Here is a 12,557-nt window from a genome sequence, read left to right as displayed (position 1 = left end):
CCCAACCCTCAAGCAAAACTCAATCCTTGACATCGACACTAATAAATTTCTGTGCCACAACACCCATAGAATGATTAAATTGAGTCTCAGATTGCGATCGATCGCCACCGTCAGAAATCGGCGCGATCGACCAAAACAACTCACAGTATCCTTTCGTCACATTCAGTACAAGAGAGCAAGGGATGGTATTTGCAGCAACAGAAATGGATTCGTCTCAACCGGAATCCGCTTTCGACTTATCTACTTACCTAGTCGAACAGAAAAAGGCGATCGAGGTAGCTCTCGACAGTGCGCTACCGGTCATCTACCCAGAGAAAATTTACGAAGCCATGCGCTACTCGCTCCTAGCAGGTGGCAAAAGGCTACGTCCCATCCTGTGTCTGGCAGGGTGCGAAATCGCCGGTGGCACTACCCAAATGGCAATGCCCACAGCTTGCGCTGTGGAAATGATTCACACCATGTCGCTGATCCACGACGATTTGCCGGCAATGGACAATGACGACTATCGGCGTGGCAAACTGACTAACCACAAAGTCTATGGCGAAGATATCGCAATTTTGGCTGGCGATGGTTTGTTGAGCTATGCCTTTGAATTTATCGCCACTAAAACTGAGAACGTACCCCCCCATCTGGTATTGCAGACGATCGCCCATTTAGCGCGGGCATCTGGCGCTCCTGGACTCGTAGGCGGTCAGGTGCTTGACCTGGAGTCGGAAGGATTGAAAGATGTTTCTATAGAAACTTTGACCTACATTCACGCTCACAAAACCGGCGCGCTGTTAGAATCCTGCGTAGTTTGCGGGGCAATTCTGGGTGGGGCGTCGGCTGCGGATTTGCAACGGCTTTCCCGTTTTGCTAAAAATATTGGGCTAGCTTTCCAGATTATTGATGACATTCTGGATATTACTGCTACTGCCGAAGAACTCGGTAAAACCGCTGGCAAAGATGTTCAAGCTGGAAAAGTCACCTATCCTAGTTTATGGGGAATCGAGGAGTCAAAGCGTCAAGCTAAACAACTTGTTGCTGATGCTCAGGCTCAATTAGCAGTGTTTGGGAATAAAGCCCAACCGCTGTTGGCGATCGCAGACTATATTACCAGTCGCAGTAACTAGAAATGCCAAACACTATGCAGGAAATTTGCAGCGGCATCTTAAACAATCATGTACTCGTGGTTTCTTTAATCGCTTGTCTGGCTGCTCAAGTATTGAAATTGCCGATCGAATTAATCAAAAATCGGAAGTTTAATCTTCAGTATTTAGTAACAACCGGAGGAATGCCTAGCTCTCATTCGTCTTTTGTAGGTGCTTTGGCTGCTGGGGTGGGACAAACCTTGGGCTGGGAGAGTCCAGAGTTTGCGATCGCGGCGATTTTTGCGATAATTGTCATGTACGATGCTGCTGGAGTCCGCCAAGCCGCCGGCAAACAAGCTCGCATCCTCAACCAAATTATTGATGAATTTTTTGAAGAACACCACAACTTGAATGAGGCTCGTCTCAAGGAGTTGCTAGGACACACTCCTTTTCAAGTGTTTGTCGGTTTAGGGCTAGGAATAACTATTTCTTGGCTCGCCGGGCCTGCATATTGAATTAGTTATTAGTTATTAGTTATTGGTTACGATCGCCAACAAATAACAACCAACAACTAACTAATGACTAATGACTAATGACTAATGACTAATGACTACAGTCCAAATTCAGCTTGCAAGAGATCGTCATTATCATCAGCGATCGTCGCGACAATCGTAATAGCGCGAGAAATTTCCCCAGTCGAGATTTCCGCGATCGCCCGAGTCGAAATTACCGCAACTTGATTATCAACGATCGCAAAATGAGATTCCAAAGTAGACAGTGCCGTTTCCCTACCTGATTATTTTGGGGTAGGGAAACGGCACTGCCGTCTCCTAATTTCTTAGTCTGCGGAGGCAGACTTCGTTTGTATAGCCGCGGTTTCAACCGCCCGGTCATCTAGGCTTTGTCGCCGCCGGCTTCTTCTGGGAGTTATTCAACCCATTGAGAAACATCGGCACAAACTTCTCCACAAAAGCCTGGGGGTCACGGTTCCATGCCCGCTGAGCCACATCAACCCTAGTCATCTGCAAATCCGGGGCCAGCAAAGTTCCAGCCAACCGTTCCATCAAGTATTGGGGCCGTTCCCACATAGGCATCGTGTTAGCAATATCCACCAAGCGAGTGACACGGCGCAGTTCTGCCCCCAGCATGATATCCATTCCCGACGCAAATGCAGCTTGTTCGATCGCCGCATACTTGCGCTTCGCCTGTTCCACCTTCTGGGCGTGGGCTGGGCTTTTGGCCGCTATGTTTCCCAACCACCGATTTCCCCAGCGGACGTGACCTGCTTCTTCGGGAAAAATCTTTTCGATAGTTTCGCGGATTTTGACGTTTTCGTCAGTTTGAGGAGCATTTTTCAGGGCGTGGATGTGCGCTCCGAAGTATTCGCAGCCCCGCTTTTCGGTGACATTAATCGCCGCTAGGGAAGAAATTACAAAATCTTCGCGGTTCTTGGTGGGGTCTTTCTGTTCGCTGTCGAACAGTCTTTCAAACTCGTCGATGTAGGATACTCCCGGCGGCTTGCCCACATTTTGGCGCAAGTCTACCAGCAAGTCAGTCAGCCACATGGCGTGTCGCGCTTCATCGGAAATGTGCCGCGACAGATCGCGCACGAGTTCGGCTGGTTCCCCGTCTAGCTGTTCGATCAAGTCGGTGAGGTCTTTGCAACTGCGCTGTTCGCTAAAGCGGTAGCGGTTGAGAGCGATCAGGTGAATTTCGCGATCGCGCACCACTTGAGCTAAAACTTCACGGGCTCCCATGCCATTGCGAAGCTTCCGGGGATAAGCTACGGTCATTGTTTTATGTTTTTTTGTAAAGATACCTTTAGGATTGTAACGCAGTTTTTGGGATTCCTAATTCACTCCCAGGGTAGAAGTTTTTTGGTAAGTAACTTTAACTCTTATAGTTATTGGTTATTTGTTATTGGTTATTTGTTATTTGTTATTTGTTAATCGGGCAATTTTAGACTTTACTTTCATAGGACTTACGCAAAAAACCCGGTTTATGAAGGTCCTTACCTCTTTTGACTTTGAGGGCGAGTGCCACAAACCGGGTTTTTTAGGTTAGTAGTCCGTCCAAGACAGACGAACTATCTAACAGTCGTAGTACAAAGCAAACTCGTAAGGGTGAGGACGTAACCGCATGGGGTTGACTTCATTATCGAGTTTGTAAGAAATCCAAGTTTTGATGAAATCTTCGCTAAATACCCCAGTATCAGTCAAGAAAGCATGGTCTTTTTCCAAAGCTTCCAGAGCACCTTCCAAGGAACCGGGAGTCGAAGGAATTTTGCTCAATTCTTCCGGGGATAAATCGTAGATATCCACATCCAAAGGTTCACCCGGATCGATTTGATTCTTGATGCCGTCTAAACCCGCGCACAGCATGGCTGCAAAGGCTAAATAGGGATTGGAAGTGGCATCGGGACAGCGGAATTCTAAGCGCTTAGCTTTGGGGTTAGTTCCCGACAAGGGAATCCGTACTGAGGCCGATCGATTTCCTTGAGAATAAGCTAAGTTTACAGGGGCTTCAAAACCGGGAACTAACCGTTTGTAGGAATTAGTTGTGGGATTTGTGATTGCCAAAAGTGCCGGGGCGTGCTTGAGAATACCGCCGATGTAATGCAGTCCCATTTGACTGAAACCAGCATATTGGTCGCCAGCAAATAACGGTTGACCGTCTTTCCAAATTGACTGGTGAACGTGCATCCCGGAACCGTTGTCGTTAAACAATGGTTTGGGCATGAAGGTGATGGTTTTGCCGTATTTTCTGCCGACGTTTTTGATGACGTATTTGTAAGTTAACAAATAGTCTGCGGCTTTGACTAAAGTGTCGAAGCGGAAGCCGAGTTCGCACTGGCCACCGGTGGCGACTTCGTGGTGGTGCTTTTCAATGGGTACGCCACATTTTGCCATTGTCAGCAGCATTTCCGTCCTCATGTCTTGAGAGGTATCGGTTGGTGCTACTGGGAAATAACCTTCTTTGTAACGTGGTTTGTAGCCGAGGTTGCCGCCCGGTTCTTCTTTGCCGGAATTCCAACGTCCTTCTACAGAGTCTACATAGTAATAGCCACTGTTTTGGGTTTGGTCGAAGCGAACGTCGTCAAAAATGAAGAATTCTGCTTCCGGGCCAAAGAATGCGGTATCGCCGAGACCGGTGGTAACTAAGTAGTCTACGGCTTTTTGGGCTATGGTGCGGGGACAGCGGCTGTAGGGTTCGCCTGTGCGCGGTTCTTTGATGCTGCAAATGAAGCTGATGGTGGGTTCTGCCATGAACGGGTCGATCCAAGCGGTGGTAGGATCGATGACCATTGTCATGTCTGATTCGTTGATGGCTTTCCAGCCCCGAATGCTGGAACCGTCGAAGGGTACACCGTCTGTGAAGGCTGTTTCGTCGATTTGGTCGTGGAACAGGGATAGGTGTTGCCAGATCCCCGGCATATCGATGAATTTGAGGTCGATGATTTGGATTTTATTTTCTTTTATGTAGTTTAAGGCTTCTTGGGGTGTCTGGAACATGGCTTACTCCTGATATTGGTTTGGTCTGGGCGATCCTGCAACGAGTGCTTCGCTAACGGCAGATTTCAGACTATGTGGCCGATAATAGGCATTCATTACTGGTTTTTGTGTATCTTTCAATACATTTTTCTCAAAAGCGATCGGGTTGCCACACAGTTTCCTGGTCTTCTGTTGTCCATTTTCGGCTGAAGATACAAGATATGCGACAAAATTTTGGTGGTTCGGTCGGGGATTTACTACCGTCCATGAAAATCCTATCTCAAATCTTAATCAAAGGCCGATTTGTAGTAGTCTACAATAGGCGGTCTGTCTCAGATAGCAAAGTATTGATAAAGATTTTTGGGAGAGAAACTTATGCGCGATGCAGTGACGAGTCTGATTGAAAATTATGATGTTGCTGGTAGGTATTTAGACCGAGATGGTATCGATCGGTTGAAATCTTATTTTGCAACGGGTACAGCACGAGTACAAGCAGCAGCAGCAATTAACAGTAATGCAGCGGCAATTGTCAAGCAAGCTGGTATTGAATTATTCGCTCAACAACCGGAACTGATCCGTCCGGGTGGAAATGCTTACACGACTCGTCGCTATGCGGCTTGTCTGCGGGATATGGACTACTACTTGCGCTATGCTACTTACGCTCTAGTGGCTGGAAGTACAGACGTGCTTGATGAGCGGGTTCTGCAAGGGCTACGGGAAACTTACAATTCACTGAGTGTACCCATTGGCCCGACGGTGATGGGGATCGGGATTATGAAGGAAATGGTTAAGGCTCAAGTTCAAGCTGCTGGTTTGGCTGTGGGGCCTTTTCTGGAACAGCCTTTTGATTACATGATTCGCGAATTGAGCGAACAGGATATCTAACTCAGTTTGCTAGTGATTGGTAATTGGTAGTGGCGCTTCGCCACTCTCCAATGTCGATTGTTAAATTTTGTCAATTTTGACTTGATAACTAGCAGTTTGATGTATCTAAATTTAATCCCTTAATATTGCAAAGAGACTGGTAATTTTTTGCCAGTCTTTTTTCAAAAAAAAGGAACTTGTGGTGGTGGGTTTGTGTAAATTGGGTCGATCGCATCACAGTATTAAAGGCTGCGAGCGTTGTTCAAGGACTAAAAATCGCCGATACGTCCCCAGACGAGACATTTGTCCAGGGGAATTTTTGTTTGGCGACGATCGACCTGTTCGACTGTTGTTGCTTCTACATCCCCATTAGGGTAGAGAATATGAACTATCTTACCGCTGACAAATGCCAGAGGATTCTCTTGACAATTGTCCATATTTTTGATAGGGAAGTTAAAGTTTTTCATGGTTGAGCGATGCAGGTCTAATCAGTCCAAAATAGGGCATTGGTTGACAAAAGCATTTGATTTGTAACGGTTTGACCTATGGTTACATCATCTTTTAGTCACCAAGGTTTCAGTGCGATCGCACAAAGGTATCTCTGTGATAAAAGTACACGCATCTCGTGATAGAAGTCACCAAAACAGGGGTGAGGGGAAACACCCATCAGTCTTGTTTTGGTTTAGTTCTGATGCTGCGTGCTGTTGACCAGTTGTTTGGGAGATGTCTAATAAACTATTGTTAACCCGATCTTTAAACATTAAAAACCTTGGCTAAACAACGACTAGACACTTTATTGGTCAACCTAAATTTGTGTACTTCCCGACAACAAGCTCAAGCTTTGATTCGGACGGGAAAAGTTGCAGTCAACCAGCAGGTAGTTGACAAACCGGGCACAGAGGTTGATATTACAGCCAAAATTCAAATTAAAGAGCGATCGCGCTACGTTTCTAGAGGAGGCGACAAATTAGCTAAAGCATTAGAAGTTTTTGCGATTCCCGTTACAGATAGAATTTGTCTCGACGGCGGCATTTCCACAGGGGGTTTTACCGACTGTTTGCTGCAAGCAGGCGCAGCCAAAGTCTATGGGATAGATGTGGGTTACGGTCAAGCAGATTGGGGCTTGCGGAACGATCCGAGGGTAATTTTGAAAGAACGCACCAATTTGCGCTACATGACGGCTACAGAACTCTATGGCGACTCTCAGCGAGCAGATTTGGCGGTAGTAGATGTGTCGTTTATTTCCCTGGATAAAGTTTTACCAGCGCTGTGGGAGTTGTTAGCACCACCGCGAGAAGCCGTGTTGCTGGTAAAGCCACAGTTTGAAGTTGGGCGCGAGAGAGTAGGAAAAAAAGGCGTAGTGCGAGACTCTGCTACCCAAGCCGATGCGATTTTCCAAGTGTGGAAAGCAGCCACTGCTTTAGGATGGGAACAACGGGGCTTAACTTGGTCGCCGTTACTTGGCCCGGCTGGCAATATCGAGTATCTTTTATGGTTGGGGAGCGATCGTCAACAGCAGTCGGAGCAAAATGCTGTGGAAGATAGTGTGATGAAAGAAAGGATCGCAGAAGTGACAAAGGGGGCTAAAGGGGAACTGATCGATCGATTTGAGGTTTGAGATTTGAGATTTAGCAACCTTCTGATGTGGCACTCGTTGACCTCTGCCTCCTGCGATCCTTCGACTTTAGATGGGAGGAATAAAAAGAATTGAGTTCACTGATAAATCGGTTTTTTAACCTTTCACTTAACTAATAATTTCATGCAGTCATTCAAACAAGTTGGTTCGCTTTTTTTGTACCTGTTAGGTGCTATCGGCTATATAGCTAGTGCAGCGATGATTGTGGGGATTTCAGTGCTGATTAAATTTGTCGCTCTGATGTTGGCAGATAAAATTTTATATACTATTTTTATTATCGGCGATTTGTTGAGAGGCATCGAAGTTATTGAACTATTAAATATCTTAGTATTTGCTTTCATCGGCATGGGGTTTGGTTTGGCTACCAGACTTTTAAAACCTGAATATTGTCGCCAAGTTAGTGCTATTTTGTTAATTTTGATAGTTCCTTTTATTTTCATGAGTACGCCGATAATTCGCTACAATTCTTGGTTAGATAAAGTTGAAGAATCGGAGAATTTATCGCCGGATGAAACTACCAAAATCACTAACTTATTTTTGAAAAAACAGATAGGAGTTCCCGGCTTTTTGGGTTATTATTTATATACAGGTCAGTTTCCAGTGATTCCTACGACTCAATCACAGATGAAAGACCTCGATAGCTTTGAAAAAAAAGTTAACTCCCGATTTGTGCAGTTAACAGGTGCTGCGCCCACTATTGTTTCTTGGTCGATGTTGATTTGTTTTTGGCTGATTAGACTATTTTATTTTGCGATCGCAGTAATTGCCACGATTGCCCACTTTAGGCAAGGCGTGGTGATTGCTAGAAGGTAAAAGGTTAATTTTTACTTACCAATTTTTAACTCTTGTTGTAGGCGATCGACAATTGTATCACGTTCTATGGTACCAAGAATTTCTTGAATTACCGTATCTTGTCCCAAGGGGCCCCAAGTGCAGCCTTTTTCTAAATAAACTTGGGCGGCGCGACCCACAGCATAGGTTCCGTAAGCTGCTAAACTAGCTTGAGTTACCGCAACTCCTGCAAAAGTAGAAAAGCCAATTTGGGGAGCAGCAATCGCCGCGCTTTTCCCGAATCCCAACAAAAAACTACTACCTAATTCTCCCAAAAGTACGCCACCGGCACTCGAAAAAATAGTTTGCCAAAGTTTCCCCGCTTCATAGCCAGTCATGGGTAAACCGTAAAGTCTGGATAAAGAGCGAATTAAGGCTAAATCAGCGACAGTTGCTCCCATGACATCGAGGAAAGCAATCGGATTTAAGCCCACAGCCAAAGCTTTATATTTCGCAAATTGCCAGATTAAATCCTCGGCTTCGGTATGTCGCAATTTGAGAATTTGATGGGCAATATTTGCCTCTGCATCTCTAGCTTCCATTAAAGCATTGAGAGCGAGGAGCGATCGACCTTCTCGGTTAAGAATCGTGAAAATTGTCTGTTTGAGCTCATCTATCTGCGGCGGCGGCGACTCCCACTCGTGGGTTATGCTCCCATCAGGCCATTCAATCCGCACCTGCATCGGTGCCGGTTCCGCCGCTACCATGACTATTTCTAAGGATTTGGGGTGATTATTTGTAGTAGATTTAGGCGAGGGATTGTTGGAGGATAAATTTTCGCTATCAGATTTATCTTTCACTTCATCGGTGGCTAAATTTTCGCTATTATTTCCGAGATTTTGCAAACTTTTATAAATAGTTTGCCTATCTAATTCTGGATAGAGGTCTATTTTATTAAAAACTAAAATTAGCGGTTTTTGAGCTGTTTGTAATTCGCACAGTGCTTGATATTCAGTGCGAGTGATATCGCCAGCGACAACAAACAAAATTAAGTCAGCTTGGCGAGAGACTTGTTTCGCCATATCGCCCCGCACTTCGCCACCAACTTCATCAATTCCTGGAGTATCAATTAATTCTATTTGCACTTTTTCTGGGTCTTTTGTGCCAGAAATAGCCGGAATTGTCCAAGCCACGGAACGCGGCCACTGAGTCACACCGTTAAGAGGGCCTGTTTGCAGAATTTTTTTACCTAAAAGCGCGTTTAAGACGGCTGACTTGCCACGGCTGACTAAACCAAAGGTAGCAATGCGAATGATATTTTGGTTAAGTTTTTCTGAGGTAGAATTTAAGATATCTAACTGATTTTGTAGCGTAGCTGCCAATTCTGTATTGGAGTTGTTTTTGCTGGGGCGCAAGTTAGAGTAGCGCGCCAGGGATTGGCGCAAACTGGCGCGGGCAAGGGATAAGCGATGGTCTTGAAGGGATTTATCAGCCATTGGCGATCGGCTTTTTTAAGCAAGTATAATAGAGTATCTAACTAGAGATATTCCGATCCATTCTAGTACAAATTTTCATAATTTGCTAAACTTTAAATTTATTCTGCATCAGAATTACTCATTTGTCTCAGATATCTCTCTGTGTTCTCTGCGCCCTCTGTGGTTAAATAATCACAATACAACAGTCAACGATATAATCTCTATAAAAAATATATCAATTCCCATCTGCATCAGAATTATTCAATTGTCTCAGATATCTCTCTGTGTTCTCTGCGCCCTCTGTGGTTAAATAATCAGCATACAATAGTCAACGATATAACCTCTGTTGCACGTTCCACAAGGACAATTTTTTTGTGTGGAACAAGCCGCAAAGCCTGTTCCTAATAACAGTACAAAATATGACTAATACCAATTTCATCAAGTAGCGCTACATATCTACCCCCCCAACCCCCCCTTGGTAAGGGGGGGCTAAGAACTACATCTGTATCTGTAGTAGGACTTTATGAAAATGGTATAATATTGTACTTAATTGAGAGCTGAATTAACTGCTTCGGGCTGAGATGTTGGCGGTGCCAGACGACTCGCCATTTGGTTGATGAAAGATTGCAAGAACGAAACTTGCTGATTTTGTTGAAATACCGCTTGCAAAGTTTTAGTCAACTGGTCTATATTGAAACTGCTATTTACAGAAGTTTCCATGTCTCGACTTTGGAAAAATTCCACTAAACTTAGTCCAGCTATGCGGGTAAAATAGGCTGCACTAATTCCCTGGACTGCGCCTCCAGCGACAAAAGTTACAGCATTGCTTTTGAGCAATCCCGCAATAGTTTGAGTAGACAATTCAACTAATCCCAATTTCAACATTTGGGCGGCCAAAGTTGCCGCTACTGTCTTAGCTTGGTCTAGGGAAAACTTTTGCTGATAAATAGTGCCGAGATCGATTACAAGTTGGGTACTGATGGCAGTGGTTGCTAACAAGTCTAGGGCTGCAACGGGATTAGCAAAAACGGCGGCGGCTGCGATATATTGATATTGCTCGATGATGGGCATTGCCCGATCGCGCCTGACTGCATTTAATAAAGTTTTTGCTTCCTGTTTAACACTTCCAGCGCCCCGCACTGTATTAGCCCACACCAATTGTTGTCTTTCTGCGGTTAAGAGTTCCGTCAGTTTTGCCGTCAAAGGCTGAATTTGAGTTCCGGGATTTTCCATCCGTTCGCTGATTGTACCATCAGCTTGATGCTGCCGCACTTTCAGGGAATTAGGGTTCGCTGCGATCGCAATTATATCTTCTTTGGGCAGTAGGCCGTCCATTTTTTCCTGCAAAGAATGCAAAATTTGGGACTGCTGTGCTGGCAAAAATTGGTCTTGCTTGTTCCAAACTAGCAAGAAACGTTGACCGGCGAAAACTAGCTGAGATAATACTTGAAATTCCGAATCCGTAATGTCGCCTGCTGTCACAAACAGCACTAAATCATCGCTGATTTTAGCATCGGTATTGGTGTTACTAAATAGCGGTGTTGTTTCTTGAAAAGTCAGCTTTTGTGGCTGTTGGGATGTCCAGTGAGAATTCAAAACTTGAATTAAGGTACTTTTGCCTACTGCTTTGCCGCCAGTGACACTAATTCTCAAATCTGGTCTGTCTAATTCGGCTGTGAGTCGATCGAGCTGTGCTTTAAGCATAGCTGGAGATTCGGATATTTGAGCTTCAGAAGCCAGCAAATTAATCGAGCTTTCTGCCGCCCCGATCGCCTTTAAGGCTGCTTCCCTGTTGGCCAGGGCTTGGGGGAGTGGAAATTCTAGTGTAGGCGATTGTCGCTGCCACCACCAATATCCGGCGCTAGCGGCCACCAAGCCGATGAGTGCCGTTTCGCCCATTTCTGAAACCGAGTGCTGTAGACTTTCTAACAGCCAGAGTGCTGCTGAGAGTCCGATTCCGCCAATTAAAACCGGTCGCCGCAAGTTAAGTGTCATTTTTCCCTTCCTGTGGGTATTCCCGCCAAGCTTAACTTTACCGGGCTTGGCATTCCCCCTAGATTCCATCGTACCTCAAGACATTTTGAAAAAGAGCGAGCAACCAGATCAATTAAACAAGTCTGGCTGCTCACTCCTTAATCTTGGAAAATTCCGATGACTGCTTTTCTAGTCTCCGAGGCAAATTTCCAAACCACGGGCTGTTTTCACCAGAGTACCATCGAACTCTACTGCTCTGTATTTGGCGATCGCATCTTCCAAGGGAACACTAACAACTTCCCGTTTTTGCCAAGATACCATGGAATCGTATTTTTCTTCAGCAATTAAATCAACTGCTGCTACTCCAAAAGCCGAAGCAATTAATCTTTCTAGGGGTGAAGGCGTTCCTCCTCGTTGAATGTGTCCCAAAACAGTAACGCGAGTTTCTGCGCCACTACAGTCAGAAATTTTATCTGCTAAATACTGACCGATACCGCCTAACCGACTTTGACCTAATCGATTTGTGTGCATCACTAATTCGCCTGCTTCAGTGCGAACTGCCTCAGCTACTACAATTAAACAGTAGTTTTTTCCCTGTGCTTGACGTTCTTGAATTTTGGCACAAATTTTAGCAATTGTGTAAGGAATTTCGGGAATCAAAATGATATCAGCGCCCCCAGCAATGCCCGCACTAATCGCAATATGTCCCGCATCGCGTCCCATGACTTCAATAATCATGACGCGACTGTGACTTGCTGCGGTAAAATGCAAGCGGTCTAGTGCTTCAGTGGCAATATTAACAGCAGTATCAAACCCGATGGAACGCTCGGTAATACCGACATCATTATCAATAGTTTTAGGAATAGCAACTAAGTTCAACTTGCCTTGTTGAGCAATCTTCCTGAGAATAGCTAGACTACCATCGCCACCAATGCCAATTAGGGCATCTAAACCGAGTAGATGATAGCCTTCGATAATATCATCAGAGCGATCGCGCAAAGTCCCATCGGACATGGGATATGCAAAAGGATTACCCTCATTAGTCGTCCCTAGCATCGTACCGCCAATCGTCCGCCAATCGTCTACTTTTTCAATATCCAAAGGAATGGCTTGAGGGGGACGACTCATTAAGCCATTAGTGGCCTGACGAATTCCCATCACCTTCCAATTGTAAGTTGCTGTTGCGCGGTACACAACGGCTCGAATCACTGCATTTAAACCTGCACAGTCACCCCCACTGGTAAGGATACCGATGCACTTTTGTTGTCCCATAGTT

At 45.3% G+C, this 12,557-nt stretch carries 12 protein-coding genes and 1 pseudogene; 5 read left to right on the top strand and 8 right to left on the bottom strand.

Going from position 1 to position 12,557, the window contains the following annotated elements; genetic code table 11:
* Positions 1-19: 19 nt before the first annotated feature.
* The gene (locus P2A85_RS27040) at positions 20-160 is read right to left on the bottom strand and encodes a hypothetical protein (protein WP_377476507.1); all 141 of its coding nucleotides are present in this window, start codon (positions 158-160) and stop codon (positions 20-22) included.
* Positions 161-182: 22 nt separating this feature from the next.
* On the opposite strand from P2A85_RS27040, the gene crtE reads away from it, so the two are divergent.
* The gene (gene crtE, locus P2A85_RS27035) at positions 183-1,112 is read left to right on the top strand and encodes a geranylgeranyl diphosphate synthase CrtE (protein ID WP_377476503.1); all 930 of its coding nucleotides are present in this window, start codon (positions 183-185) and stop codon (positions 1,110-1,112) included.
* Positions 1,113-1,126: 14 nt separating this feature from the next.
* On the top strand, positions 1,127-1,585 hold the full coding sequence (locus P2A85_RS27030; RefSeq protein WP_341739150.1) for a divergent PAP2 family protein: 459 nt from the start codon (positions 1,127-1,129) through the stop codon (positions 1,583-1,585).
* 95 nt (positions 1,586-1,680) lie between these two features.
* Here the strand turns inward: P2A85_RS27030 and P2A85_RS27025 are convergent.
* From P2A85_RS27025 to glnA, 3 genes and pseudogenes are all read right to left on the bottom strand, one after another.
* A pseudogene (locus P2A85_RS27025) lies at positions 1,681-1,848 on the bottom strand (YbjN domain-containing protein); the annotation flags it as partial.
* A gap of 112 nt (positions 1,849-1,960) precedes the next feature.
* Entirely contained in the window at positions 1,961-2,863 is a 903-nt protein-coding gene (locus P2A85_RS27020; RefSeq protein WP_377476500.1) for a ferritin-like domain-containing protein, read from the bottom strand.
* 297 nt (positions 2,864-3,160) lie between these two features.
* A complete protein-coding gene (gene glnA / locus P2A85_RS27015) occupies positions 3,161-4,582 on the bottom strand; it encodes a type I glutamate--ammonia ligase (RefSeq protein WP_377476497.1) in 1,422 nt (473 codons plus the stop codon).
* 354 nt (positions 4,583-4,936) lie between these two features.
* On the opposite strand from glnA, the gene apcB reads away from it, so the two are divergent.
* Positions 4,937-5,446 (top strand): allophycocyanin subunit beta, encoded by a 510-nt coding sequence (gene apcB / locus P2A85_RS27010; RefSeq protein ID WP_340521426.1) that lies wholly within the window; start codon positions 4,937-4,939, stop codon positions 5,444-5,446.
* Between the two features lie 248 nt (positions 5,447-5,694).
* On the opposite strand, the gene P2A85_RS27005 is transcribed toward apcB, so the two are convergent.
* The gene (locus P2A85_RS27005) at positions 5,695-5,862 is read right to left on the bottom strand and encodes a hypothetical protein (RefSeq protein WP_377476494.1); all 168 of its coding nucleotides are present in this window, start codon (positions 5,860-5,862) and stop codon (positions 5,695-5,697) included.
* Positions 5,863-6,194: 332 nt separating this feature from the next.
* Between P2A85_RS27005 and P2A85_RS27000 the strand changes: the two genes are divergently transcribed.
* The gene (locus P2A85_RS27000; RefSeq protein WP_377476490.1) at positions 6,195-7,043 is read left to right on the top strand and encodes a TlyA family RNA methyltransferase; all 849 of its coding nucleotides are present in this window, start codon (positions 6,195-6,197) and stop codon (positions 7,041-7,043) included.
* A gap of 141 nt (positions 7,044-7,184) precedes the next feature.
* Positions 7,185-7,874, top strand: a complete 690-nt coding sequence (locus P2A85_RS26995; protein WP_377476487.1) for a hypothetical protein — start codon at positions 7,185-7,187, stop codon at positions 7,872-7,874.
* Between the two features lie 11 nt (positions 7,875-7,885).
* On the opposite strand, the gene P2A85_RS26990 is transcribed toward P2A85_RS26995, so the two are convergent.
* From P2A85_RS26990 to P2A85_RS26980, 3 genes are all read right to left on the bottom strand, one after another.
* Complete coding sequence (locus P2A85_RS26990; protein ID WP_377476484.1) at positions 7,886-9,328, bottom strand: DUF697 domain-containing protein; 1,443 nt, start codon at positions 9,326-9,328, stop codon at positions 7,886-7,888.
* A 525-nt stretch (positions 9,329-9,853) separates the two neighbouring features.
* On the bottom strand, positions 9,854-11,302 hold the full coding sequence (locus tag P2A85_RS26985) for a YcjF family protein (protein WP_377476481.1): 1,449 nt from the start codon (positions 11,300-11,302) through the stop codon (positions 9,854-9,856).
* A gap of 168 nt (positions 11,303-11,470) precedes the next feature.
* Complete coding sequence (locus tag P2A85_RS26980; RefSeq protein ID WP_377476478.1) at positions 11,471-12,553, bottom strand: ATP-dependent 6-phosphofructokinase; 1,083 nt, start codon at positions 12,551-12,553, stop codon at positions 11,471-11,473.
* Positions 12,554-12,557 lie beyond the last annotated feature (4 nt).

The organism is Microcoleus anatoxicus, assembly GCF_042465725.1.
Classification (GTDB): domain Bacteria; phylum Cyanobacteriota; class Cyanobacteriia; order Cyanobacteriales; family Microcoleaceae; genus Microcoleus; species Microcoleus anatoxicus.
Note: the sequence above shows the minus strand (reverse complement) of the source record. Positions and strands in the feature narration are given on the sequence as shown.

Coding starts and splice junctions, on each gene's coding strand:
- P2A85_RS27005 (WP_377476494.1), bottom strand. CDS start 5,862: ATGGACAATTGTCAAGAGAATCCTCTGGCATTTGTCAGCGGTAAGATA.
- P2A85_RS26990 (WP_377476484.1), bottom strand. CDS start 9,328: ATGGCTGATAAATCCCTTCAAGACCATCGCTTATCCCTTGCCCGCGCC.
- crtE (WP_377476503.1), top strand. CDS start 183: ATGGTATTTGCAGCAACAGAAATGGATTCGTCTCAACCGGAATCCGCT.
- P2A85_RS26985 (WP_377476481.1), bottom strand. CDS start 11,302: ATGACACTTAACTTGCGGCGACCGGTTTTAATTGGCGGAATCGGACTC.
- P2A85_RS26980 (WP_377476478.1), bottom strand. CDS start 12,553: ATGGGACAACAAAAGTGCATCGGTATCCTTACCAGTGGGGGTGACTGT.
- P2A85_RS27030 (WP_341739150.1), top strand. CDS start 1,127: ATGCAGGAAATTTGCAGCGGCATCTTAAACAATCATGTACTCGTGGTT.
- glnA (WP_377476497.1), bottom strand. CDS start 4,582: ATGTTCCAGACACCCCAAGAAGCCTTAAACTACATAAAAGAAAATAAA.
- P2A85_RS26995 (WP_377476487.1), top strand. CDS start 7,185: ATGCAGTCATTCAAACAAGTTGGTTCGCTTTTTTTGTACCTGTTAGGT.
- P2A85_RS27020 (WP_377476500.1), bottom strand. CDS start 2,863: ATGACCGTAGCTTATCCCCGGAAGCTTCGCAATGGCATGGGAGCCCGT.
- apcB (WP_340521426.1), top strand. CDS start 4,937: ATGCGCGATGCAGTGACGAGTCTGATTGAAAATTATGATGTTGCTGGT.